This is a genomic window from Methylobacterium oryzihabitans (assembly GCF_004004555.2).
Taxonomy (GTDB): domain Bacteria; phylum Pseudomonadota; class Alphaproteobacteria; order Rhizobiales; family Beijerinckiaceae; genus Methylobacterium; species Methylobacterium oryzihabitans.
Genome location: NZ_SACP01000024.1, coordinates 24945 through 48917 on the forward strand (window position 1 = coordinate 24945; position 23973 = coordinate 48917).

Here is a 23973-nt window from a genome sequence, read left to right on the forward strand (position 1 = left end):
CCATGTCCCGCTCTCCCTTACCCATCCGGGAGGGGCGGCATCAACCGGCATAGAGACGACGCGCCGGGCCGGAGGTCCGGCGCGATGGCCCGGACATGACGAAGCCCGCCTTGCGGGGTCACCGCAGGCGGGCCGTCACGCCGTTCCGGTCGCGCTCATGCGGTGGCGAGCGCGGGGGTGGCCGGGGTGGTCGGAAGCTCGATGTCGATCTCGAGGGTCGAGACGTCGCCGCCCCGGTCCATCGTCACCTTCACTTTCTCGCCGTCGATCGCCATGTGCTTGGCGATCACCGCCAGGATCTCCTTGCGCAGGACCGTGACGAGGTCGGAGCGGCCGAAGGCGGCGCGCTCGTGGGCGAGCAGGATCTGCAGCCGCTCGCGCGCCACCGGCGCCGAGCCGCGCCGGGTGAGGAAGCCGAGAAGGTTCATGCCGCCCTCCGCTGGAACAGCTTGGACATCAGCGAGCGGCGCTCGGTCGGGATCACCATCGCGACGGTCTCGCCCTTGAGCCGGCGCACGGCGTCGGCATAGGCGCGGGCCGGGGCCGAGGCCGGGTTGTTGAGGGTGACCGGGCTGCCGACGTTCGAGGCCTTCAGCACCTCCTCGCTCTCGGGCACGACGGCGAGGAGCGGGATCGACAGGATCTCGAGCACGTCGTCGATCCGCAGCATCTCGCCGCGCTCGGCCCGGCCGGGCTCGTAGCGGGTCAGGATGAGGTGCTTCTCCATCGCCTCGCCCTTCTCGGCGCGGGCGGTCTTGGCATCGAGCAGGCCGATGATGCGGTCGGAATCACGCACCGAGGAGACCTCGGGGTTGCAGACCACTACCGCCACGTCGGCGTGGCGCATGGCCAGCGTCGCGCCGCGCTCGATGCCGGCGGGGCTGTCGCAGATCACCCAGTCGAACTTGTCGCGAAGCTCGTCCATCACCCGGGCGACGCCGGCATCGGTCAGCGCGTCCTTGTCGCGGGTCTGCGAGGCCGGCAGCAGCGACAGGCCGTCGAGGCGCTTGTCGCGGATCAGGGCCTGCGGCAGCTTGGCGTCGCCCTGGACCACGTTGATGAGGTCGTAGACCACCCGGCGCTCGGCACCCATGACGAGGTCGAGGTTGCGCAGGCCGACGTCGAAATCGACGACGCACACGCTCTGCCCCTGCTGGGCGAGGGCCGCACCGAGGGCGGCGGTGGTCGTCGTCTTGCCGACGCCGCCCTTGCCCGATGTCACAACCAGAACCTTTGCCATCGTGTCGCTCCCCTGAAAGGGCATCGTCGTCGCGTGAGGTGGATCCGGGCGGGGCCGCCCGGAGGCATTCCGTGGGCTGGAGCATTTTCCGACGAAGTGGAAACCGGTTCGTCGTAGAAAATGCGGCAAGCTCAAAGACCTAGAGAAGCTTCGCGATTGCAGCGCGATCGTGACGTGCTCTAGTCGAGGGGCGCCATGCGCAGGGCGTCGCTCTCGAGCCAGACCTGGACCGGCTTGTCGCGCAGCTTCGGGTCGGTGGTGTCGGCGGTGCGGAACAGCCCGTCGATGCCGAGCAGCTCCGGCTGGAAGCGCCGGCAGTAGATCCGGGCGCGGGGATTGCCGCCGGCGCCGGCGATGGCCCGGCCGCGCAGGGTGCCGTAGACGTGGATCGAGCCGCCGGCGAGGATCTCGGCGCCCGAGGCGACCGAGCCCATCACCGTCACGTCGCCCTCGGGGTGGTAGATGCACTGGCCCGAGCGGACCGGGCTCTCCAGCACCAGGGAACTCGGCTTGCGCTTCTCGGGCGCCGGCACCGGCGGAGCCGGCGGCACCGGAACCGTCGTGGCGTCGGCCGGACGGCCGCCGGCGAGGAGCGGCGGCAGGCCGGGGACGAGCCAGGACGGGTCGGCCCGCTCGATGCCCATGATGCGGATGCCGCGGCGCTCGAGCTCGGCGAGGACGGCGCCGATGTCCGGCCCGGCCTGCGTCGGGGCGGTCGCCTCGGGTGCCTCGACCGCAGGCGGCATCGGCTCGGCCGGAACCGCCTCGGCGGACGCCGCGACCGGGGTCGAAGCGGCGGGAACCTCGGGCGAGGTCTCCACCTCGGGCGAGGCCTGCGCCTCGGACGAGGTCGCGGGCGCGGCCGGAGCCTCGGGCGCCGGGGCGTCCGCGGCGGGCTGCGGCGCCGGCACCGGCGTCATCCCCGCGAGGTCGAGGATGACGGCGCGCTCGGCGAACAGCGTCGGGGAGCGGGCCAGCAGGGCGTCCAGGTTCGCGAACCAGTCGCCGAGGGGCATCTCCGGGGCGAGCACGAGCGCCCGGAAGGAGCGGCCGCGCAGCGGAAGAGAGGGGCGGGTGGGGCTGATGCTGGTCACGTTGGTTGACGAGTTGTGAACGAGCCCCATCAAGCACGCGCCATGGTTACCGGACTGTTAACGAGGCGCGTCCGCCTGCACGAAACCGCAGGATTTCTTAACGGGCCGCGGCTCCCCTGCTCGCTCGGCCGCCGGCGGCAGCCGTCCCCGAACGAGAACGGCGCGCGACCTGGGGGTCGCGCGCCGCAAGCAAGGTCCGGCATCCGGGGAGTGACGCCGGCCTTACTCCGCCGGCTGGAGGGCCGGCAGCCGCTCGTCGGCCAGGGGGAGCGGGCTGCCGTCGAGGGCGGCCTTGAGCCGCGCGTCGTCGCACTCGCCTTCCCAGCGCGCCACCACGATGCAGGCGACCGCGTTGCCGATGAAGTTGGTGAGCGCCCGGCACTCCGACATGAAGCGGTCGATGCCGAGGATCAGCGCCATGCCGACGACCGGCACGGAGGGGACCACCGCGAGGGTCGCCGCCAGGGTGATGAAGCCCGAGCCGGTGACGCCGGCCGCGCCCTTGGAGGAGAGCATCGCGACGAGGAGCAGCAGGGCCTGCTCGCCGTAGCCGAGCTGGGTGTCGGTGGCCTGGGCGATGAAGAGCGCCGCCATCGTCATGTAGATGTTGGTGCCGTCGAGGTTGAACGAGTAGCCGGTCGGGACCACGAGGCCGACGACGGGCTTCGAGCAGCCGGCACGCTCCATCTTCTCGAGCAGCGAGGGCAGGGCCGACTCGGAGGACGAGGTGCCGAGGACGAGGAGCAGCTCCTCCTTGATGTAGCGGATCAGCTTGACGATCGAGAAGCCGTTGTAGCGCGCGACCGCGCCGAGGATGAGGAAGACGAAGATCGCCGAGGTCAGGTAGAAGGCGCCGACGAGGTAGGCGAGGTTGGCGAGCGAGGCGATGCCGTACTTGCCGATGGTGAAGGCCATCGCGCCGAAGGCGCCGATCGGGGCGACCTTCATGATGATGTGGACGACGCCGAAGATCGCCTCGGACAGGATCTTGATGAAGTCGAGGACCGGCTTGCCGCGGTCGCCCAGGAAGGCGAGGCCGAAGCCGAACAGCACCGAGAAGAACAGGACCTGGAGGATCTCACCGCCCGAGAACGCGCCCACGGCGGTCGACGGGATGATGTTCATCAGGAAGTCGGTGATCGTCTGCGTCTTCGCCTTCTCGGCGTACATCGCGATCTGCTTGGGATCGAGCGACTTCGGATCGATGTGCATGCCCGCGCCCGGCTGGACGAGGTTCGCCACGATCAGGCCGACGATCAGCGCCAGCGTCGAGAAGGTCAGGAAGTAGAGCAGCGCCTTGCCGCCGACCCGGCCGACCTTCTCGAGGTTGGTCATGCCGGCGATGCCCGACACCACCGTGAGGAAGATCACCGGCGCGATGATCATCTTGACGAGCTTGATGAAGGCGTCCCCGAGCGGCTTCATGTCGGCGCCGAGTTGGGGGTAGAAGTGCCCGAGCGTGATGCCGATGGCGACCGCGACAAGGACCTGGAAGTACAGGGTCCGGTAGATCGGCTTGGGGGCGGGGGGGGCGTGGGGCGCGGTGAGCGGTGAAGGAACGGCAGCCATCGGACGTTCTCCCTGGGCTGTGGAGTTGAAGGATCGGCGGTTCGGGACGCGGGCGGGGGCCCGGGCTCCGTCGCGCTTGGTCTTGGCCTCGCGGCTGGCAGCCCTGCTCAAGCGGCATGGCTGCGTTACGAGCCTGGAATGGCAACCGGCGTGCCAGCCGGCGATCGGAACGAAAATTCCGTTAACTGTCTGTCAAACGAAGAATTTTTCCGACGCCGGCGAATCCGGCGCCGCGACGTCATCCGGGGTTTCGCACGAAGGCCAAAAAATCCGTGCGGAAATCCGCACGCGGCCGGGGGCGCCGCCGCCGGGCTGGCCGCGGCTGCTGCCGTGGATCGCCGGGCTGGTCCTGATCGGGCTGGCGGCGCTCCTGGCCGGGCGGGTCGCGGCGCGGTTCGCCCTCGCCGACCTCGTGCGCTCCGCCGACGCCACCCTCGCGCTCCAGGGCGCGGCGCTGCGGGCCGAGATGCGCGCGCAGGCCGCGCTGCCGCTGGCGCTCGCCACCGATCCGCAGATCGCCGCGGCCGTCGGACCGGATCCCGATCCGGCCCTGCTCGGGGCGGTCGACCGGCGGCTCGCCGAGATCGCGTCGGCGACCGGAGCGGCCACCCTCTACGTCATCCGGGGCAACGGCCTGACCGTGGCGGCGAGCAACTCCGGCGAGCCGACGAGCTTCGTGGGCAACAACTACGCCTTCCGCCCGTACTTCCGACAGGCGCTGGAGACCGGAGGCGGCTCCCAGTTCGCCCTCGGCACCACCAGCCGCCGGGCCGGCCTCTACCTGTCCAGGAGGGTGCCGGCCCCGGGCGGCGCCGGCGTCGTCGTGGTCAAGATCGAGTTCGAGACCATCGAGGCGGCGTGGCAGGCGGCGGGCGAATCGGTGTTCGTCACCGATCCCCGCGGCATCGTGCTGGTGGCGAGCGACCCGGCCTGGCGTTTCGCCGCCCTCGATCCGATCTCGCCCGAGGAGCGCCAGCGCATCCGCCACAGCCTCGAATTCGGCGCCGCACCGCTCTCGCCGCTGCCGTTCTTCCCGGCCGAGGGCGACGAGGGCCTGATCCGGGTCTCCGCCGGCCCGGTGCCGGCGCGGCTGTTCCTGCACCGGCAGGCCCCGGTCTCGCCGGACGGCGTGGGGCCGGGGGCGGGCTGGCGCCTGCACACCCTGACGCCGGCCGGGCCCGCCCTCGAGCGCGAGCGCGTCCAGGCCCAGATCATCGCCGCCCTGGTCACCGGCCTGGCGGGCATCGGGCTCGCGATCGTCCTCGACCGCCGGCGGCGCGTGAGCGTGCGCTTTGCCGAGGCCGCGGCCCGGCGCGAGGAACTGGAGGCGCGGGTGGACGAGCGCACCCGCGAACTCACCGGCGCCAACCGGCGGCTCCTCGCCGAGATCGAGGAGCGCCGGCGGGCGGAGGCCGAGCGCGAGCGCCTCGGCCACGAGCTCGCCCAGGCGGCGCGCCTCGCCGCCCTCGGCCAGTTCGCCGCCAGCATGGCGCACGAGATCAACCAGCCGCTGGCGGCGATCCGCTCCTATGCCGACAACACCGCGATCCTGGTGCAGCGCGGCCGCCTCGACGACGCGCGCGAGAACTTTTCCGCCATCGGCCGCCTGACCGACCGCATCGCCGGGCTGACGCGCCAGCTCAAGGGCTTCGCGCGGCGCGCCTCGGGCCGGCGCGAGCCGGTCGACCTCGCGGCGGTGATCCGCGGCAGCCTCGAGGTGGTGGAGGCCCGGGCGCTCGCCGCCGGCGTCGTCCTGGCGCCGAGCCTGCCGGACCCGGTCCCGGCGGTGCTCGGGGAGGGGCCGCGGCTGGAGCAGGTCGTGGTCAACCTGCTCCAGAACGCCGTCGACGCGGTGGCGAACCACCCGGCCCCCCGGGTCCGGCTCTCTGTGACCGAGGCCGGCGAGCGGGTGGCGCTCGAGGTCGCCGACAACGGCCCGGGCATCCCCGAGGAGGAGCGGGCGCGGGTGTTCGACGCCTTCTTCACCACCAAGCCCGAGGGCCTCGGCCTCGGGCTCGCCATCTCCCGCGGCATCGTCGAGGAGAGCGGCGGCACGCTCACCGTCGGCGTCGCCCCGGAGGGCGGGGCGCTGATGCGCGTCGAACTCTCCCGCGCCCCCGACCTCGCCGCCCCGTTCCCCGACAAGTTCTCGCAGCCGCCGGCCGGGAGCCGCCGATGAGCACCGACCCCGATCGCATCATCTTCGTCGACGACGAGGAGGACGTCCGCCGGGCCAACCGGCAGAGCCTCGAACTCGACGGCTTCACGGTCGAGGCGTTCGACAGCGCCGAGCCCGCCCTCAGGGCGATCCTGGCGGCGCCGCCGGGCGTCGTCGTCACCGACGTGCGGCTGCCCGGCCTCGACGGGATCGGGCTGTTCGAGGCGATCGCGGAGGCCGATCCCGACCTGCCGGTCATCCTCATCACCGGCCACGGCGACATCCGCATGGCGGTGCGGGCGATGCGGGCGGGAGCCTACGACTTCCTCGCCAAGCCCTATCCGGCCGACCAGCTCGTCGGCTCGGTGCGCCGCGCCCTGGAGCGGCGCCGGCTGGTGACCGAGAACCGGGCGCTGCGGGCGAGCCTCGACGCGGCGCTCGCCGACGATCCGGCCTTCCTCGGCGTCTCGCCGGAGGTCGTGCGCCTGCGCCAGCTCGTGCGCGACGTCGCGCAGGCCGACGTCGACGTGCTGGTGCTCGGCGAGACCGGATCGGGCAAGGAGGTGGTGGCGAACGCGCTGCACCGCTGGAGCCGGCGGGCGCGGGGCCATTTCGTCGCGCTCAATTGCGGCGCGATGCCCGACAGCGTGGTCGAGAGCGAGCTGTTCGGCCACGAGGCCGGCGCCTTCACGGGGGCGCTCAAGCGCCGGGTCGGCCGGATCGAGCACGCCCATCGCGGCACGCTGTTCCTCGACGAGATCGAGAGCATGCCGCTCGGGCTCCAGGTCAAGTTCCTGCGGGTTCTGCAGGAGCGGGCGGTCGAACCGCTCGGCACCAACGAGATCCGCCCGGTCGACATCCGGGTGGTGGCGGCGACGAAGGTCGACCTGCAGCAGGCTGCGGCCCAGGGCACGTTCCGCGACGACCTGTATTACCGGCTCAACGTGGTCTCGGTGGCGATCCCGCCGCTGCGCGAGCGGCGGGAGGACGTGATGCTGCTGTTCGAGCACTTCCTCGCCCGGGCGGCGGAGCGGTTCAACCGCGAGGCGCCGGCGGTGACGCAGGCGGTGCGCGACCACCTGCGCCGGCACGACTGGCCCGGCAACGTGCGCGAGCTCGGCCACTTCGCCGAGCGCTACGCCCTCGGCTTCGCCCAGATCGAGGCCCCGGCGGCCGGGACCGCGCGGGCGCTGAGCCTCGCCGAGCAGATGGACCGCCACGAGCGCGCCCTGATCCGCGAGGAGCTGATCGCCGCCGGCGGCGACGTGCGCCTCGCGGCGGAGGCGCTCGGGACCCCGCGCAAGACGCTCTACGACAAGCTCACCCGCCACGGGCTCGACCCGACGCAGTACCGCTAAGCAGACTTGCGTTGGCAAGCCAACGCTTCGTCCGCTTAGTTCATTGTTTTGTCGCAGATTTTTGTCGCAGAACCGGCGGCCACTTCTGCGAAATCTGCTTAGGTTACCCCTGCGGCATTGGGTGCTCGGCGAAGAACCGCCACATCTCCCGCGAGGCGTCGGGCCCGTGCGGGTCGGTGTAGCTGCCGGCCGGGTCGCCGCCCGACCAGGCGTGGCCGCTGCCCTCGATCACCCAGTGCTCGAAGTCTGGACGGCCTTGCGCGTCGCGGTAGATCGTCCGCTGCCAGGAATGGCCGCCGGAGACCTGCCCGGCCTCGCGGCGCAGCTCGACCACGGCGGCGGCCGCGATGACCTGGGCGCCGTTGCGGGGATGGACCGTGGTGTCGCGGGCGCCGTGGAACACGATGGTCGGGGCCAGGGCGCCGCCCTGGGGTGCGGCGGCGGCGCCCTGGCGCATCGCCATCATGGCCGAGGGCAGGTCGTGGGCGGCCCCGGCGCACAGGCCGGAATGGACGCCGACCGCCGCGTAGAGGTCGGGATAGGCGGCGCCGAGATTGGCCGCCGCCGCGCCTCCGGCCGAGAGCCCGGCGACGTAGACCCGCCGGGGATCGATCGCGAACTCCGCCATCACCGCCCGGGTCAGGCCGGCGACGATCGCCGCCTCGCCGCGGTCGCGGCCCTGGTCGGCGGTGTTGAACCAGTTCCAGCAGCGGGCGTGGTTGGCCGCGGCGGTCTGGGCCGGATAGGCGACCAGGAAGGTCTCGGCCTCGGCGATGCGGTTCATGCCGGTGCCGGCGGCGAAGTCGTCGGGGTTCTGGGTGCAGCCGTGCAGCATCACGACGAGGGGCACCGGCTGGCCGCGATACCCGCCCGGCACGTAGAGCTTGTAGCCGCGCTGACCGGCGGTGCCGGCGAAGCTGCGCTCCTCCATGCCGAGGTCGGGCGCCGGGGACGAGCCGGGGGTCAGGCCGTCGAGCAGCGGGCCGAGGGGGCGGCCGAACCGCTGGGCGAGGTCGCGCAGGCCCTCCGGCAGGCCCGACAATCCCCCGGCCGGCAGGCCGCCGGTCGGCAGGCCGCCCAGCGGAAATCCCCCTGCCGGCAGGCCGGACGGGAACCCGGACGGCATCTCCGCCGCGCCGCGCTCGCGCGGGGCCTCGCCGGCAGCAGGCTGCGGCTCGGGCCGCGGCCCAGGCTCGGCGACGCGCTCGGCCACGAGGTCGAGGGTCGGCGGTTCGAGAACCCCGGCCTGCCCGGCGGGTTCGGCCGCGGCCTCGCCGCGCAGGTTGCGCTGGATCACCGCGACCGCCTCGCCGAGGCGGCCGGCCCCGGTGAGCCGGGTGGCCTCGATGACGCCGGGAAGGAGCTTGCTGCGCATGGATCTGCACCTTTCTGCCGGTCCTCGCACGGGTCGCCCCGGCCGGGCCGGAGGGACGCCATCGACGAGGCACGGCGGCGCCGGCACTGGGGCCGGGCCCTTGGGAGACGCGGAACCGGGCGTCGACCGCCCGGCCTGGCTCAGCGAGTACGGTCGCGTGGGTCCGCCGCCCCGGCCGGATCACACCCCGGCGGCGAAGGGCCGCCGGCGCGAGGCTCCGACGGACGGATTCGCCCATGGCGAACCGGCTTAGTCGTTGTCGCGTAAGATTTTTCTCCGCCGGGGCAGCGATCGCTTCCTGGGCGGTGCCGAGGTCTGAAGATGGGCTGTCTTCGCAGTTGCAGCAAGTGCGATGCAACAAAAAAGCCCGCCGAGGGCGGGCTTGCGGTGCCGATGGCGCCGGGTCAGGCGCTCCTCTGCCAGCCCTTGCGCCGCTCGCGCAGTCCGTGGATGCGGAAGTGGACCAGCGGGTTCATGTGGGCTCTGGCGACATCGGGATTGGCGCTGAGATAGCCGCGGGTGCTGAACTCGGCCGAGGGGTCGCGCCCCTCCTTCCAGCCGACCGAGAGGTAGTGGTCGAGGGGGTCGCAGCCGTGCGCCCTCACGTCCGGATAGGCATCGAGATAGAAGACCGGGTCGAAGCCGCCCATCATCGTGGCGGCGCTCGGCTCCCCGTCGCGGCGGAACAGGTTCGACAGCATCGTGACCCCTGACGATGGAGGGCGGGCCGACCGCATCGGATCGTCCCCGGAGTTATCAAATCCGCGCCGGGGCGTCGATGCGACTCTCGCCGAACGGACGCCGCCGGGCGCTTTTGCATGCACCGCGACCGAATCGGAACCGATCATGGCGGCGGATTGCGGCGGATTGAGGTGCGGGGTCCCGGGGCCGGCGGCGAGGTCCCCCGGTGCGGCCGTCCGCTTGCCGGCCCCCGCGATGCCGGATACCTCGGACCGGCCGGGCAACGACCCGGCGCCGGAGCCGCCTCCGGGTGGGGAGGGACGATGACGGACGATGCGGTCGCCGGGGAGATCCTGGCCGCGGCCGGTGCGGGCTCCGAGCCCGGCGCCGGGCTGGCGCCCTTCACCGGGCGCGATCCGGAGTTCGACCTGCCGCGCGCCTACCGGATCGCCGCGGCGGTGATGCGGGCGCGCGCCGCCCGGGGCGAGCGGCCGGCCGGCTGGAAGATCGGCTTCACCAACCGGCGGATGTGGGACGAGTACGGCGTGCGGGCCCCGGTCTGGGGGCCGGTCTACGACACCACCCTGCGGATCCTCGACGGCACCCCCTGCGCGCTCGCCGGCTTCGCCGAGCCGCGCATCGAGCCCGAGATCGTGTTCCGCCTCGCGCGCACGCCGCCGGAGGGGGCCGGCGCCGAGGCGCTGCTCGCCTGCCTCGACGGGGTCGCCCTCGGCTTCGAGGTGGTGCAGTCGCTCTATCCCGGCTGGCGCTTCCGCGCGCCCGACACCGTGGCGGCCTTCGCCCTGCACGGGCGCCTGTATCGCGGGCCCTGGGTTGCCCTCGACGGGCCGGGCTGGGCCGACCGGCTCGCCCGCTTCTCCGCGACGCTGACCCGCGACGGCGCGGTGGCCGACCATGGCGCCGCCGAGGCCGTGCTCGGCAGCCCGCTCAACGCCCTGGCGCATCTCGCCGCCGGGCTTCCCGGGACGCCGTTCGGGCGCGGGCTCGAGGCCGGCGACGTCGTCACGACCGGCACGCTCACCCGGGCCTGCCCGGTCGCCCCCGGCGAGACCTGGGCCGCGACCCTCGACGGCCTGGACCTCGCGCCGATCACCCTGTCGTTCACCTGAGCCGGAGCCCCGATGACCCGCACCCTGTACGAACTCGCCGGCGCCGACGCGAACCGCCGCTTCAGCCCGTTCTGCTGGCGCATCCGCCTCGCGCTGGAGCACAAGGACCTGCCGTTCGAGGGCCGGCCGTGGCGCTTCACCGAGACCGGGGCGCTCGCCTTCTCGGGCAGCCGCACGGTGCCGGTGCTGGTCGACGGCGAGCGGACGATCGCCGATTCCGGCCGCATCGCCGCCTATCTGGAGGAGGCCTATCCCGACCGGCCGTCGCTGTTCGGCGGGCCGGGCGGGCAGGCGCTCACCCGGTTCGTCGAGGCGTGGACCGACGGCGTGCTGCACCCGGCCCTGGTGCCGCTGCTCCTCGCCGACATCCACGACCATCTGCGCCCGGAGGACCAGGACTATTTCCGCCAGAGCCGCGAGGCGCGGTTCGGCAAGCCGCTGGAGGCCGTGTGCCCCGACCGCGAGGCGCAGCTCGCGACCTTCCGGCGCACGCTCTCGCCCCTGCGCCACACCCTGAAGTCGCAGCCCTTCCTCGGCGGCGAGGCGCCGCTCTATGCCGACTACGCGGTGGCCGGCGCCTTCCTGTGGGCGCGCACCGTCAGCGGCACGGTCCTGCTGGAGGCGGACGACCCGGTGGCGGCGTGGCGCGACCGGATTCTGGCGCGACTCGGCGCCGACTCGCGGGCGCTCACCGACGCGGCGTGATCGGCTCAGCCCGCCTCCTGCGGCGGGACCTGCCCGACCGCGCCGCAGAAATCCGCCACCGTCGAGACCCAGCCGAAGAAGGTCTCGATGTTGTAGAGCGCCGCGCGCTGGGCGAAGTCGGGGCCGGCCTGATGGGTCGCGTCCTCCAGCACGACCCCGAAATATTCGAGATGGAAGGCGTCGCGCAGGGAGGATTCGACGCAGACGTTGGTGGCGACCCCGGTGAAGACCAGGGTGCGGATGCCGCGGGCGCGCAGCAGGCTGTCGATGGCGGTGTTGAAGAAGCCGCTGTAGCGCGGTTTCGGCACCACGAGGTCGCCCGGCTGCGGCGTCAGGGCCTCGACGAGGGCGTAGTCCCACGAGCCCTTGGCGAGCAGCGTGCCGGCCAGTTCCGGCCGCCGCCGCATGGTCTTGAGGGCGTTGGACTTGTGCCAGTTCGGCGAGCCGGGGCCGCCGGCCTCGCGGTACTCGGCGTCCCAGCCGTTCTGGAAGTAGATCACCGGGATGCCGGCCGCCCGCGCCGCCGCGGCCGCCTGCGCGACCTTGGCGGTCACGGTCGCCGCGCCCGCGATGTCGAACCCGGCCAGGTCGAGATAGCCGCCCGGCGACGCATAGGCGTTCTGCATGTCGACCACGATGAGCGCGGTCTGGTCGGCGCGGAGGCGGAGCGCCTCGGGCCGCGCCGGCAGCGTCACCGGGCCGGAGCCGGATTCGGTCGGGGCATAGCCGGCGGGGAAGGGGAAGGCGTCCGTCATCCCCCGGACGACGCACGAGGCGTGCCAGCGGCAGGAGGGTCAGGACGGGCGCGGCGCCACCATGTCGCGGATCGCCCGGGCGTTGCGGTGGACAGCCGGGGCGAGCCACGCCCCGGAGACCAGCCACGCGGCCGGGTCCACCGGCCGCAGGGCCTCGGCCAGCCGCCCGGCGAGGCCGGGATTGGCCAGAACCGGACAGGGCGCGTCGGTGCGGCGGTAGACCGCCGCCGTGCCTTCGCGCGCGTAGCCGGCATGGGGCACCAGCCCGGCCCGGCGCGCGGCGAGGTCGAGGGTCTCGCGCACGAAGCCGTGGACGTGGGCGAAGTGGAACCGCTCGTGGGCCGGCTTGCCGGTCGCGGCCATGTCCGGCACCGCGGCGTGGAGCAGGCCGCCCGGGGCGAGCAGACCGGCGAGCCGCGCCATCGCGTCGGCCGGGTCGCGCAGGTGTTCGAGGACGTGATGCGCCGTGACGAGGTCGAAGCCGCCCGCCGCGACGGGCGGGTGGTCAAGGTCGTCGAACACCGCGACGCCGTGCTGCCGGCGGGCGTGGTCGGCGTAGTCCCGCCCCGGCTCGACGCCGACCGCCTCGCAGCCGCGCGCCCGCGCCGCCGCCAGGAACTCGCCGGAGCCGCAGCCGAAATCGAGCACCCGGGCGCCGGGCGCCAGCACCGGGGCGAGGAGAGCGGCGCGGCGGCCGGCCTCGCGCTCCGCCCGGCGGAGATGGTGGCGCGGCGGCCCGCCCGCGAAGGCGAACTGGTAGTCGGCCCGGTAGCCGCCGGCGTAGTACGCCGCGAGCTCGGCGGCGGTCGGCATCGGGTCGGTGCGGATCAGCCCGCAGCAGGCGCAGGCGACCGAGCGCAGCCGCTTGAGGCGCCGGTCGCTCGCCGCCACCAGCACGGACTCGCCTGACCCGCACAGGTTGCAGTCGGTCGACTCGCCGACGTAGGGGTAGGGGGTGAACGGGACGAGCGAGCGGATCAGGATTGCCGGCGATACCATTCTGACGTCCCACCTCGCTCCCCTGACGCAGGGGAGCCCGAGAGTGTAACGTCGCGGCAGTCCGGTCTAATCCGTCAGGCCGAGGCCGCCTCGGGCAGCCACTCCTCCAGCGTGACCTCGAAGGTCATGCAGATGGTGTTGGCGCCGGCGACGAACGGGCCGCCATGGACGTTGCCCTCCGGGTCGGCGACTACGCCGGTCAGCGCCGCCCGCACCGAGCCGTCGGGGGTCGACCGGACCTCGCCCGCGAGGCTGACGATCTCGACCGCCGGGCCGCGGACGTGCTGGTAGCGGCCGTCGATCGTGCCGAGGCAGGCATCGACGAGGCTGCCGAGCGCGCCGCGCACGAAGGCGTTGCGAAACCCCTCGGCGAGGCAGAGCTTCTCCACGCCCTGGACCAGATCCTCGTTGGGGGCGATGCGGGCATAGGCGACGCGGCCCATCGCGCCTCTCTCGACCGTGATGCGTGCCTCACTCATCGGGGTTCTCGCGGTAGGGTTGCAGCAGCGGGATGTTCGTCTCGGGGTCGTAGGCCTGCCGCAGCTCGAACCCGTCGAGCGCGGTGACGAGGACCGGGATCGGGTGGCGGGCGACGATGCAGCTCTCGGTGAGGATGTGCCCGCCCTTCACCGGCCCGGCTTCAGTCCGGATGGTGGCGTGGCAATGGACCAGCGGCTGCCCGGCCATGCTCTTGCCGAGGGTGGCGTTGCCGAAGACCATGTAGGTCTCGCCGGCCGGGATCGGCGGCCCGTAGGCGATCACCGCCTGCCCGGTCGGGTCGGGCGGGGCGACGCAGTAGTGCAGCGACTCGAACCAGCCGCCGAGGATCGTGGTCGAGGCGTGGAAGATCCCGGCCTCCGCCAGCGGCCGCACCAGCCCGTCGAACAGGCTCGTTCCCGGCTGGAGCGCCAGCCGGACGTGGCGCCCGCGCGGCGCCCGCTGGCTGTGGATCCGCACCGGGTTGAACCGGCCCGGATGGATGAGCGTGCGCGCCCGGGGCTGGCCGTGGGTGGGCTGGGGTCGCATGGGGAGCCTCGGGGGAGAATGTCTGGCGCGGGTTTTCCCCTCTCCCCGCGGGCGGGGAGAGGGCCGTGTCACCGTTCAGGGGACACGGCAAGCGCAGGCGAAGCCGGAGCGGGGGTGAGGGGGTGTCGACGAGTGAGACACTTCCGGAAACACCCCCTCACCCTCGCGACGATCCTGGCGGATCGCGCTCGCTGCGCTCCCTGAACGGGAGCACAGCCCTCTCCCCGCCCGCGGGGAGAGGAGAAGTCGGCGCCAGTCTCGTCGCCGGACATTTCGCCGAGCAGCTCCCCGCAGAGGGGGGAGGGTGCTGCGGCGCGTCAGCCGGCGGCCGGCACCGGCTGGTCCAGCGGCACCTGCCCGCGGGCCTCCAGCTCGGCCCGGACCGACTTCTTGGTGATCTTGCCGTAGGCCGATTTCGGCAGCTCGTCCCAGAAGAACACCCGCTTGGGCAGCTTGTAGCGGGACACCTGCGGCTCCAGCCAGGTCAGCAGCTCGCGCTCGTTGACGGTCTCGCCCGGACGCAGCACGCAGACCGCGACGCCGACCTCGCCCCAGGTCCTGTCCGGCACGCCGAGGATCGCGACCTCGGCCAGCGCCGGGTGCTTGAGCACCTTCTCCTCGATCTCGCGCGGATACACGTTCGAGCCGCCGGAGATGTACATGTCCGAGGCGCGGCCGGTGATGTAGAGGAAGCCCTCCGCATCGAGGTGACCGAGATCGCCGGTGCGGAACCAGCCGTCGCGAAACGCCTTCGCGTTGGCCTCGGGGTTGTCGTAGTAGCCGGCGAACACCGCCGGGCCGCAGACGCAGATCTCGCCGGTCTCGTCCGGGCCGACCTCGCGGCCGTGCTCGTCCTGGATCGAGACCTGCATGCCCGTCCGCTCGAAGCCGCAGGTGCCGATCTTGGTGTTGCCGCCGTCCTCCGGGTCGTGCAGGGCGGGGGGCAGGACCGTGATGTTGCCGGTGACCTCGCCGAGCCCGAAATACTGCACCAGCACCTTGCCGAGCTTGCGCAGGGCGTGTTTCTGGTCCTCGCGGTACATCGGCGCGCCGGCATAGATGACGTGGCGCAGCGACGAGTGGTCGTGCCGGTCGACGGAGGGGTGCTCGGTCAGCATCTTCACGATGGTCGGCACCGTGAACAGGTTCGTCACCTGGTGCCGCGCCACCAGCCCCCACGCCTCGTCGGCGTCGAAGCGGTCGCTGGTCAGCAGCACGGTCTTGGCTCCGCGGGCGACCTGGGTGAGCTGGTGGATGCCGGCCCCGTGCGAGAGCGGCGCCACCACGAGCGAGGCGTCCGCTTGCGTCGTGCCCGGCATCAGGTCGCAGAGGTGGTTGGTGACGACGAAGGCCATGTGGCCGTGGGTCAGCACCGCCGCCTTCGGCCGCCCGGTCGTGCCGGAGGTGAAGAAGAACCAGCACGGGTCGTCGTACTCGACGTCGGCCATCGGCGGGACGGCGCCGGCATGAGCCGCCACCACCGCGTCGTAATCCTCGCCGAACGCCGCCGGGCCGATCGCCAGCACGAAGCGCAGATCCGGCACCGCCTCGCGGACCGCCGCGACGTGGTCGGGGAAGTCGGCGTGGCAGATCATCGCCGAGGCGCCGCTCGCCTGGGCGAGGTAGGCGACCTCGCCGGGGGTCTGGCGGAAGTTCGTCGGCACCCAGACCGCGCCGAGGCGCAGGCAGGCGAACAGCGACTCGAACATCTGGTTGCAGTTCTTCGACTGCACCAGCACCCGGTCGCCCTTGGCGACGCCGCGCTCGGCGAGCCCCGCCGCCATCGCGTTGACCCGGGCGTCGATCTCGGCCCAGGTCCAGTCGCGGTCGCCCCAGGCGAGGCCGACCGCGCCGGGGAAGCGCCGGGCCGCCTGCCGCACCCAGTGGGCGAGGTTCATCGCCCGCCGGGAGCAGGGGGCGACGCCCCCCTTCGGATGGACGGCCGCGCTCACCGGCGGCGCTCCAGGATCGACACGAAGTTCGCCACCGCGGCGCCGCCCATGTTGAACACGCCGGCGAGCCTGGCGTCGGGGATCTGCATCCCGCCGGCCTCGTTCATCAGCTGCAGGCAGGCCATGACGTGCATCGACACGCCGGTGGCGCCGATCGGGTGGCCCTTCGACTTGAGGCCGCCCGACGCATTGACCGGCAGCCGGCCGTCCTTCTGGGTGATGCCCTCGCGCACCACCCGGTAGCCCTGGCCCGGCTCGGCAAGGCCCATCGCCTCGTACTCGATCATCTCGGCGACGGTGAAGCAGTCGTGGGTCTCGACGAGGTCGAGGTCGTCGAGGGTGATGCCCGCCGCCGCCTTGGCCTTGTCCCAGGCCAGACGCGCGCCCGCGAAGGCGGTGGGGTCGCGCCGCGACAGCGGCAGGATGTCGTTGGCCTGGGCCCGGGCGCGGAAGCCGATCGAGCGGGCGAGCCCCTCGGCGACCTCCTCGTCGGCGACCACGATCGCGGCGGCGCCGTCCGAGATCAGCGAGCAGTCGGTCCGGCGCAGGGGTGCCGCGACGTAGGGGTTCTTGTCGGAGACGAGGTTGCAGAACTCGAAGCCGAAGTCGCGCCGCATCTGGGCGTAGGGGTTCTCGACGCCGTTGCGGTGGTTCTTGGCGGCGATGCGGGCCAGCTCCTCGCTGCGGTCGCCGTACTTCTGGAAGTAGGTGTTGGCGATGCGCCCGAACACGCCGGCGAAGCCGCCGTCGATGTCGGCCTCCTCCTTGCGGTAGGAGGCGCTGAGCAGGATGTCGCTGGTCTGGGCCAGCGGCGTCGCGGTCATCTTCTCCGCGCCGACCACCAGGGCGACCCGGCCGCGGCCGCTCTCGACGAAGTCGAGGGCGGCGTAGAGGGCGGCCGAGCCGGTGGCGCAGGCGTTCTCCAGGCGCATCGCCGGGACGTGGGCGAGTTCGGGCAGGCCGAGCGCGACCTGGGCCGCCTCGAAGCCCTGCTTCGAGAAGCCGTTGTTCATCACCCCGACATAGATGCCGTCGACCTGCTCGGCCCCGAGGCCGGCATGGCTCAGGGCCTCGCCGGAGACCCGGGCCATCAGGCTCTCGACGTCCGGATCCTCCAGCTTGCCGAAGGGGGTGTGGGCCCAGCCCACGATGCTCGCGCGCGCCATGTTCGTCTCCCGTGTCGATGGGCTCCGATGCGGCGGAGCCGGGCCGGTCGGGGGCGCCGGTCGGGCGCCCCCCTCGTCGGTCAGGCCAGCTTGCCGGTGCTCTTCTCGAGGATCGCGAAGGCCTCCTCGCCGTAGCGGCCCTTCCACTCGCCGTAGAAGCCGGCCTTGCGCAGCTTCTCGCGGAACGGCGCCGGATCGGGCTGGTTGAAGGCCAGCCCCTTGGCGCTGAGCTCCTGCTGCAGCGAGGCGTTGAGCTTGGCGACGTCCTCGCGCTCCTTCACGCCGGCGGCGTTGATGTGCTTGGCGACGACGGTGCGCAGGTCGGCCGGCAGCCGCTCCCAGGCGCGGCGGTTGGCCAGGAACCAGAACCCGTCCCACATGTGGTTGGTGAGCGAGCAGTACTTCTGCACCTCGTTCAGCTTCGCGGTCGCGATGATGGCGAGCGGGTTCTCCTGGCCCTCGACGATCCGGGTCTGCAGCGAGGAATAGACCTCGTTGAAGTTGATCGAGGTCGGGGCCGAGTCGAACGCCCGGTACATCGAGGTCCAGAGCGGGGAGGGCGGCACCCGGATCTTGAAGCCCTTGAGGTCGTCGGGGCCGGTGATCGGCTTCGTCGACGAGGTGGTCTGGCGGAAGCCGTTGTCCCAGATCTTGTCCATGGCCACGAGGTTGGCCTTGGCGATCTGGCCGCGGATGTAGGCGCCGAGGTCGCCGTCCATCGCCTTCCAGACCGTGTCGTAATCCGGGAAGGCGAAGCCCATGCCGTTGATCGAGGCCGCCGGCACCAGGGTCGACAGGATCAGGCCCGACAGGGTGAAGAACTCGACGCCGCCGGAGCGGATCTGGCTCAGGGTGTCGGTGTCGGAGCCGAGCTGGCTCGACGGGAACACCTGGATCTCGACCCGGCCGCCGGTCTCGGCCTTGATCGCCGCCGCCATCTCGCGCCCGCGGATGTTGAGCGGATGCGTGTCGGCGAGGTTGTTGGCGAACTTGTAGACGAACTCGGCCGACTGGGCGCGGGCGACCCACGGCGCCCCGAGGATCCCGCCCGCGAGGGCGGACGAACCGGCGGCGAGCAGGGTGCGACGGGAAACGGTCATGCTGGAACGGACCTCCTGAACGGGGCCTCGCGGCCCCTTCGACCTGAAGAGCGGACCTCGCGGCCCGTTCGAGAGAGGGAGAGCCTTCCGGCCCCCTCTGGGCTTCCTCGACCATGGTGGTCCATTTGGTGGACCATTGTGTTTTACCGCTCCATCGATACAACGACGGAACCGCCTGTCAATCGCGAACGTGCGCGGACGGGTCTTCCCTTAGGGACTCATGGCCTGGGCGGCCGCAAGAGGTCCACGATATGGAATATCCGCGCGGCATCTCGGCCCGGAAGGCGGTCCAGAGCACGGCCGAGGCGGCGGGCGCCCAGAGCATCGACCGGGCCGCGACGCTGCTGCTGCTCGTCGGGCGGGCCGGGCCGCAGGGCGCGCGCCTCACCGATCTGGTGGCGCAGACCGACCTCGCCAAGCCGACGGTGCACCGGATGCTCACCGCCCTGGTGCGGGCCGGGCTGCTCGACCAGGTGCCGGAGACCCGTCGCTACCACATCGGCCCGGAGATCTACGTGCTCGGCACGCTGGCGAGCGCGCGGTTCGGGCTGCACCCGGTCTCGCTGCGCGCCCTGGTGCGGCTGAGCCAGGAGACCGGCGACACCGCCTTCCTGTCGGTCGCCCGCGACGTCTACGCGATCTGCCTGCACCGGGAGGACGGCGCCTACCCGATCCGGGTCCACGCGCTCCAGGCCGGCGACCGCCATCCGCTCGGGGTCGGGGCCGGCAGCCTCGCGCTGCTCGCCGCCCTGCCGGACACGGAGGTGGACGAGATCCTCGCCGCCAACGCCGACGTGCTCGCCGCGCACTACCCGCGCTACGCCGGCGGGGTACTGCGGGCCCTGGTGGGCGAAACGAGGGCCCGGGGCTACGCCCTCAATCCCGGGATGCTGCTGGCCGATTCCTGGGGCATCGGCGTGGCGATCCGCGGCGAGGGCGGCCGGGCGGTCGGTGCCCTGTCGATCGCCGCGATCGAGGGCCGCCTGCGCGAGGACCGCCAGCGCGAGATCGCCCGGCTGCTGCGCCGGGAGGCCGACTGGGTCGAGGCCCGGCTGCGCCAACTCGGAACCGGCACGCGGGCGAGCGCCTGACAGCGGGCTCTACTCGCCGGTCGAGGTCTTCTGCGGCCGCAGCAGGCCGTCGGAGGTCTTCGGGGCCTCGCCCGGCGGCAGGACGCCCCTCGTCGTCCCGGTGGCATCGGGATCGGTCGGGCGCACCCGCTCCGGCACGGTCTCGTGGGCCGGGGGCATGTTCGGGGCCTGCTCGCGGCTGCGCTGCGGCGTGTCCACCGCCTGCGCCAGGGCCGCACTGCTCAGGAGCGCGCCCAGCACGAGCGCCATCGGAATCCGCATCGTCGTCATCGCCCCCTCCTTGGCGGGTCTACGGTCGAGGAGGGAATGGACCCGGGGTCCGTTCGGTTCCCGGCCACCGGTCCGTCCGAGCGGCGCGCGTCCGCTCGCGCACGCCGCGTTTGCGCCGGTCGATGGTCCCGGTGTCGCCGGACACGGACGATCACGTCCTCGCCGGAGGCTGCGAGGCAAAATGCTTCAGCACCATTCTCTCGGACGCATCGAGGTAGGTCGACATGGCGTCGGCCGCTTTCGCCATGTCGCCGGCTTCGATGAGCGCGAGGATAGACCCGTTCATGTCGACGAAGGACGCATGCACGCGCTCCGGATCGCTGATGGCACCGAAGGCGAGCCGCAGTTCAGCGGAGACCCGCTTGAAGAGACCGCTCAGCCTGACGCAATCCGACAGATCGACCACGGCGGCATGATAGGCCATGTTGGCGCTTCCGACCGCCTGCCAGTCTCCCTGGGCCTGCGAGGCGAGCGCCCTCTCGTACGCCCTGCGGATGTCCCTCACGGCCGGATGCTGCCGCCACCCCTGCCGCACGGAGCCGCACTCGACGATCCGTCTCACACGGTAGATGTCGAGGATCATGTCCGTCGTCGGGATGCTGACGAAGACCCCGCGATGGGCTTCGTGCCGCAGCAATCCGTCCTTGGTCAGGAGCCGAAACGTCTCGCGCAGGGTATTGCGCGACACGTCGTACCGTTCGCTGAACTCGGCTTCGGAGAGCTTGCGCCCCGGCGGGAGCTCTCCCGTGATCACGAGGTCGAGAATCCGCTGGGCTAGCTTCTCCGACAGCGGGAGTTCGGGCTCCTGACGAGTCACTCTGGTCTCCGAACGTGACGATCGTCTCGCGCTCCGCACACGGTGCGTGTCCGACGATTGGGCAATCGCGGCCCGAAAAGCGCTAGATAGCAGTCAGCTTGCTCAGCTCGCAGGCATAATTGCAGTGCAGCATGAAATTTTTGTTCAACAATGTTGACTCCTCGTCGGTTGAAGAACACGCTGTATCCATCGAGCCGGAACCCTGGGTCACCAGTTCGCCGGCCCGACATGACATGCCGCCCGAAACAGTAAGCGGCAAGTCCGACTGGCGCGAGAGCCTCGTGCCGACCGGGTTGCCCATCGTCGGGCCGCTCTCACGAACGACGCTGTTCTTCTCTGGCCTCGCGGCCGCTGCGTCGCCTCCCGCCATCCACGCCGGATGGTCCGGCATCGACTCGAATCCAGGCTGCGATCGATGAGGCGCGCCGCGGCGGGCGGTGCCAGCTGTCGGCATGTCAAGATAGAAAATCCAGCATTCATCCGTCGTCCGACAATCCGATCTTTCTCGTCGAAGATTTGGATCTCGCGGATTGCGGAACGAAGGACACAGCCAAACTATTCGGAAGGACAATCACGGATGGCCGCCATCTCATTCGATCCCAAGGAGTTCTACCTCGACGGATATGTCGACGCAGAGGCGGTCGCCCAGAACGCGCATTACGCAGGTTTGTACGTCGGCGTGAAGAGCAACCCGTACGAGAGCGGCCCGGTCTTCAGCGGGTCCTTCGACTGGCACTCCAGCGTGCATTCGAACCTCGCGGTGATCTCGGGGTTCGAAGCTGCCGGCGACGAGGCCGGTCTGGCGGCCTATGTCGAACGCACGTTCACTCCGGACGCCGTGCAAGGAGAGATCACGCGGTTTCAGAACGATCCGTACGGGTGGGCATGGCTCCTGCAGTTGGATCGGAAACTCAAGGATCACGGCTTCGACAATCTCGATCCTGCCGCCACCGTCTTTGCCAGCGCCCTGTTGACCAAGGCGCAAGAACTCGCTCCCAATTCCTCTGATTATGGTCAGCATTCCGACGCGCGCTGGTTCTTGGCCAATCTCTACACATGGGGAAAAAGCAATAATCGACCAGATATCAGCAACAGAGCAAAAGATATTTTTCTTGAAAACGAGGATGCCCAGCCGGTAAATGCCTATACATCGATCGATTTCGGCGCAAATACCAACAATTTCTGGTCGAATCTGGGGCTCTCTGCGTATTCGCACGTGGCGATGGGGGTCACCGACACCGCCAAATTCGAGACGACCTACGATCGCATGCTCACCTCCGCCTCGGACGGGAGCCTGGACGAGCTGATCGCAAAGACGACGGCCGATGTCGCCAGCGGACGAGTCGGCTTCAGCCATTTTCCCGGCCTGCTCCTGACGGCCGCCTACGGGTACTGGGCGCTGTTCCAGGAGACGGGCGTCATCACCTTCGGCCGGGCCTACGACAGGATCGTCGATTTCGCCGAGACCTATGCGGCGGAACTGGGCGCCGATATCGGGTCCGGGCATTGGCTCCCGAGCTTTGCGACATTCGCCTCGGCGCTTCCCATGACGATGCAAGCCCACATGGTGAACGCCGTGACGGCGAACGGCACCGACGGGGGCGATTTCTACGTCGGAGACGTCACGAACGATACGCTCAACGGCGGAAAGGGCGACGATTACCTGATCGGCGGCGCCAACGACGATACGCTGTCGGGTGGAGAGGGCGACGACGTCCTCTTCGGTGATGCCGGGACCGCGCCGCCCATCGGCATCGGCATGGGGATCTCCGTCCAGACCCTGGCGCAGGGCAGCGGCAACACCTCGGCCGCCACGGCGCTGGATCTCACCGATCGGTTCTCGTTGGACAACGATCCGAACATCGCCGATTCGACGGTCAATCCCCATACGACGGTGAACGCGACGGGGGACGGAAACAACGCATACTACAAGATCCACGTCAGCGGCGGCACGAAGATCGTCGTTGACATCGACGGCGCCGACAAGGGGTCGTCGGATGCGACCAGCGTCCTGAGCAGCCTGATCCTGTTCGACCCCCTCGGTAATCTTCTCGCGTTCGGCGGTTACGGTGCGAACGACCCCGGCTCGACCGGAACTTATGATGCTGCGTTGTCTTTCGAGGTGCCGATCGATGGCGAGTACATGATCGGGGTCGGGAGCCTCGTCGGCGGCATCCCGGCGGGCGGGACCTACACGCTCAACGTCTCGGTCCAGGGCAGGGATGCCGCCGCGGTCCGCCAGTACGATGGAGAGGCCGGCAACGACCTGCTGAACGGAGGGCCGGGCGACGACACCCTCCACGGCGGAGGCGGTGAAGACGTCCTCGACGGGGGCGCCGACGACGACCTGCTGTTCGGCGAGGCCGGAAACGATCGCCTCATCGGCGGAGCCGGCAACGACCATGCCCGGAGCGGGATCGGCAGCGACACGATGTTCGGAGGCGAGGGCAAGGACCGGCTCGACGGCGAAGGCGGCAATGACCTCGTCAAGGGCGATACCGGCGACGACGAGTTGTACGGTGGCGACGACGACGACTCGGTGCTCGGAGGTCTGGGCGACGACTTCGGCTCCGGCGGCAGAGGCAACGACACCGTGCTCGGCGGGGTCGGCAACGACCTGCTGTTCGGCGACGACGACGACGACCGAGTCGACGGCAACGAGGGCGACGACCGCGTCTACGGCGGCACCGGCACGGACACCGTGTTCGGCAGTGCCGGCAACGACCGGCTGTTCGGCGAGGCCGGCGACGACACGCTGGACGGGGGTGCCGGAGCCGACCTGCTGAGCGGCGGCGACGGGCTCAACACCGCGTCCTACGCCTCGGCCCTGACCGGCCTCACCGCCGAGCTCGGCAATGCCGCCGCCAACACCGGCGACGCCGCCGGCGACCGCTACAGCCGCATCTCCGGCCTGATCGGCTCGGACCAGGAGGACAGCCTCTCGGGCAGCGCCGCCGCCGACACGGTGCGCGGCGGGGCCGGCAACGACACGCTGTCGGGCCTTGCCGGGGCCGACCAGTTGTTCGGCGAGGACGGCGACGACCTGCTTCTGGGCGGCGCCAAAAGCGACGTTCTCGACGGCGGCGTCGGCAGCGACCGGCTGATCGGCGGGGCGGGCTACGACCGCCTCACCGGCGGGGCGGGGGCCGACACGTTCGTGCTGATCGTGGGCGACGGCGGGACCTCGGTCGACACCTTGACCGACTTCACGTCCGGCGTTGACAAGCTGGAGGTCCGACTCTCCGGCGTGATCGATTCGGCTTCGGCCGCGGGGGTGACGCTGACGTCCGGCGCCATGATGAGGGGCAACACCCCGTCACCCGGCCTGTTCTACAGCACGAGCAACGGCAGCCTGTGGTGGAAACCGGGTGGGCCCACCGGTGGCGACACGCTGCTGGCGATGCTGTCGGGCAACCCGACACTGACGGCCAACGACCTCGTCGTGGTCTAAATGGAAACTGTCTTCAAGAGACTGACTTGACGGGTA

22 protein-coding genes are annotated in these 23973 nt (G+C 71.3%); 6 read left to right on the forward strand and 16 right to left on the reverse strand.

The annotated features are described in order from the left end of the window. Window positions 1-155: 155 nt before the first annotated feature. From minE to EOE48_RS20800, 4 genes are all read right to left on the reverse strand, one after another. Window positions 156-428, reverse strand: a complete 273-nt coding sequence (minE, locus tag EOE48_RS20785) for a cell division topological specificity factor MinE (protein ID WP_127732738.1) — start codon at window positions 426-428, stop codon at window positions 156-158. Further along, window positions 425-1240, reverse strand: coding sequence for a septum site-determining protein MinD (gene minD, locus EOE48_RS20790; protein ID WP_127732740.1), 816 nt, complete (start codon window positions 1238-1240; stop codon window positions 425-427). Before minD ends, minE begins: the two co-directional genes overlap by 4 nt. A gap of 179 nt (window positions 1241-1419) precedes the next feature. Then, the gene (minC, locus tag EOE48_RS20795; RefSeq protein WP_425463680.1) at window positions 1420-2334 is read right to left on the reverse strand and encodes a septum site-determining protein MinC; all 915 of its coding nucleotides are present in this window, start codon (window positions 2332-2334) and stop codon (window positions 1420-1422) included. 222 nt (window positions 2335-2556) lie between these two features. Beyond that, on the reverse strand, window positions 2557-3903 hold the full coding sequence (locus EOE48_RS20800; RefSeq protein ID WP_127732742.1) for a dicarboxylate/amino acid:cation symporter: 1347 nt from the start codon (window positions 3901-3903) through the stop codon (window positions 2557-2559). A gap of 412 nt (window positions 3904-4315) precedes the next feature. Here EOE48_RS20800 and EOE48_RS20805 point away from each other — a divergent pair, with 412 nt between their 5' ends. Next, window positions 4316-6082 carry a sensor histidine kinase gene (locus tag EOE48_RS20805; RefSeq protein ID WP_425463681.1) on the forward strand — a complete coding sequence of 589 codons (1767 nt, stop codon included), beginning with the start codon at window positions 4316-4318 and terminating at the stop codon, window positions 6080-6082. Beyond that, window positions 6079-7419, forward strand: coding sequence for a sigma-54-dependent transcriptional regulator (locus tag EOE48_RS20810; protein ID WP_127732744.1), 1341 nt, complete (start codon window positions 6079-6081; stop codon window positions 7417-7419). The genes EOE48_RS20805 and EOE48_RS20810 overlap by 4 nt, the downstream gene beginning before the upstream one ends. Before the next feature lie 103 nt (window positions 7420-7522). Here EOE48_RS20810 and EOE48_RS20815 read toward each other — a convergent pair whose 3' ends face one another. Both EOE48_RS20815 and EOE48_RS20820 read right to left on the reverse strand, forming a co-directional pair. After that, the gene (locus tag EOE48_RS20815; protein ID WP_127732746.1) at window positions 7523-8794 is read right to left on the reverse strand and encodes an extracellular catalytic domain type 1 short-chain-length polyhydroxyalkanoate depolymerase; all 1272 of its coding nucleotides are present in this window, start codon (window positions 8792-8794) and stop codon (window positions 7523-7525) included. A 404-nt stretch (window positions 8795-9198) separates the two neighbouring features. Then, window positions 9199-9495 carry a hypothetical protein gene (locus EOE48_RS20820; protein ID WP_246154648.1) on the reverse strand — a complete coding sequence of 99 codons (297 nt, stop codon included), beginning with the start codon at window positions 9493-9495 and terminating at the stop codon, window positions 9199-9201. Window positions 9496-9798: 303 nt separating this feature from the next. Here EOE48_RS20820 and EOE48_RS20825 point away from each other — a divergent pair, with 303 nt between their 5' ends. Then, entirely contained in the window at window positions 9799-10605 is an 807-nt protein-coding gene (locus EOE48_RS20825) for a 2-keto-4-pentenoate hydratase (RefSeq protein WP_127732748.1), read from the forward strand. 12 nt (window positions 10606-10617) lie between these two features. Then, window positions 10618-11310: a glutathione S-transferase family protein gene (locus tag EOE48_RS20830; RefSeq protein WP_127732750.1), complete on the forward strand. Its 693-nt coding sequence runs from the start codon at window positions 10618-10620 to the stop codon at window positions 11308-11310. A gap of 5 nt (window positions 11311-11315) precedes the next feature. On the opposite strand, the gene rutB is transcribed toward EOE48_RS20830, so the two are convergent. The 7 genes from rutB to EOE48_RS20865 all read right to left on the reverse strand — a co-directional run bounded on the left by rutB (window position 11316) and on the right by EOE48_RS20865 (window position 18308). Next, window positions 11316-12065 carry a pyrimidine utilization protein B gene (gene rutB, locus EOE48_RS20835; RefSeq protein ID WP_127732752.1) on the reverse strand — a complete coding sequence of 250 codons (750 nt, stop codon included), beginning with the start codon at window positions 12063-12065 and terminating at the stop codon, window positions 11316-11318. Window positions 12066-12104: 39 nt separating this feature from the next. Beyond that, entirely contained in the window at window positions 12105-13064 is a 960-nt protein-coding gene (locus EOE48_RS20840) for a class I SAM-dependent methyltransferase (protein WP_127732754.1), read from the reverse strand. A 74-nt stretch (window positions 13065-13138) separates the two neighbouring features. Next, the gene (locus EOE48_RS20845) at window positions 13139-13543 is read right to left on the reverse strand and encodes a PPC domain-containing DNA-binding protein (RefSeq protein WP_127732756.1); all 405 of its coding nucleotides are present in this window, start codon (window positions 13541-13543) and stop codon (window positions 13139-13141) included. Further along, on the reverse strand, window positions 13536-14090 hold the full coding sequence (locus EOE48_RS20850; RefSeq protein WP_127732758.1) for a PPC domain-containing DNA-binding protein: 555 nt from the start codon (window positions 14088-14090) through the stop codon (window positions 13536-13538). Before EOE48_RS20850 ends, EOE48_RS20845 begins: the two co-directional genes overlap by 8 nt. Window positions 14091-14407: 317 nt before the next feature. Then, a complete protein-coding gene (locus tag EOE48_RS20855; protein ID WP_127732760.1) occupies window positions 14408-16042 on the reverse strand; it encodes an acyl-CoA synthetase in 1635 nt (544 codons plus the stop codon). After that, window positions 16039-17208, reverse strand: coding sequence for an acetyl-CoA acetyltransferase (locus EOE48_RS20860; RefSeq protein WP_127732762.1), 1170 nt, complete (start codon window positions 17206-17208; stop codon window positions 16039-16041). Before EOE48_RS20860 ends, EOE48_RS20855 begins: the two co-directional genes overlap by 4 nt. Window positions 17209-17288: 80 nt before the next feature. Further along, window positions 17289-18308: a TRAP transporter substrate-binding protein gene (locus tag EOE48_RS20865; RefSeq protein WP_127732764.1), complete on the reverse strand. Its 1020-nt coding sequence runs from the start codon at window positions 18306-18308 to the stop codon at window positions 17289-17291. A 251-nt stretch (window positions 18309-18559) separates the two neighbouring features. Here EOE48_RS20865 and EOE48_RS20870 point away from each other — a divergent pair, with 251 nt between their 5' ends. Further along, window positions 18560-19399: an IclR family transcriptional regulator gene (locus tag EOE48_RS20870; protein WP_127732766.1), complete on the forward strand. Its 840-nt coding sequence runs from the start codon at window positions 18560-18562 to the stop codon at window positions 19397-19399. A 9-nt stretch (window positions 19400-19408) separates the two neighbouring features. Here EOE48_RS20870 and EOE48_RS20875 read toward each other — a convergent pair whose 3' ends face one another. The 3 genes from EOE48_RS20875 to EOE48_RS20885 all read right to left on the reverse strand — a co-directional run bounded on the left by EOE48_RS20875 (window position 19409) and on the right by EOE48_RS20885 (window position 20877). Beyond that, window positions 19409-19669, reverse strand: a complete 261-nt coding sequence (locus tag EOE48_RS20875) for a hypothetical protein (protein ID WP_246154649.1) — start codon at window positions 19667-19669, stop codon at window positions 19409-19411. Window positions 19670-19820: 151 nt separating this feature from the next. Then, window positions 19821-20486 carry a GntR family transcriptional regulator gene (locus EOE48_RS20880; RefSeq protein WP_127732768.1) on the reverse strand — a complete coding sequence of 222 codons (666 nt, stop codon included), beginning with the start codon at window positions 20484-20486 and terminating at the stop codon, window positions 19821-19823. Between the two features lie 82 nt (window positions 20487-20568). Beyond that, on the reverse strand, window positions 20569-20877 hold the full coding sequence (locus EOE48_RS20885) for a hypothetical protein (protein WP_127732770.1): 309 nt from the start codon (window positions 20875-20877) through the stop codon (window positions 20569-20571). A 186-nt stretch (window positions 20878-21063) separates the two neighbouring features. On the opposite strand from EOE48_RS20885, the gene EOE48_RS20890 reads away from it, so the two are divergent. Further along, on the forward strand, window positions 21064-23937 hold the full coding sequence (locus tag EOE48_RS20890) for a DUF2891 family protein (RefSeq protein WP_187371495.1): 2874 nt from the start codon (window positions 21064-21066) through the stop codon (window positions 23935-23937). The last annotated feature ends 36 nt before the right edge of the window (window positions 23938-23973 follow it).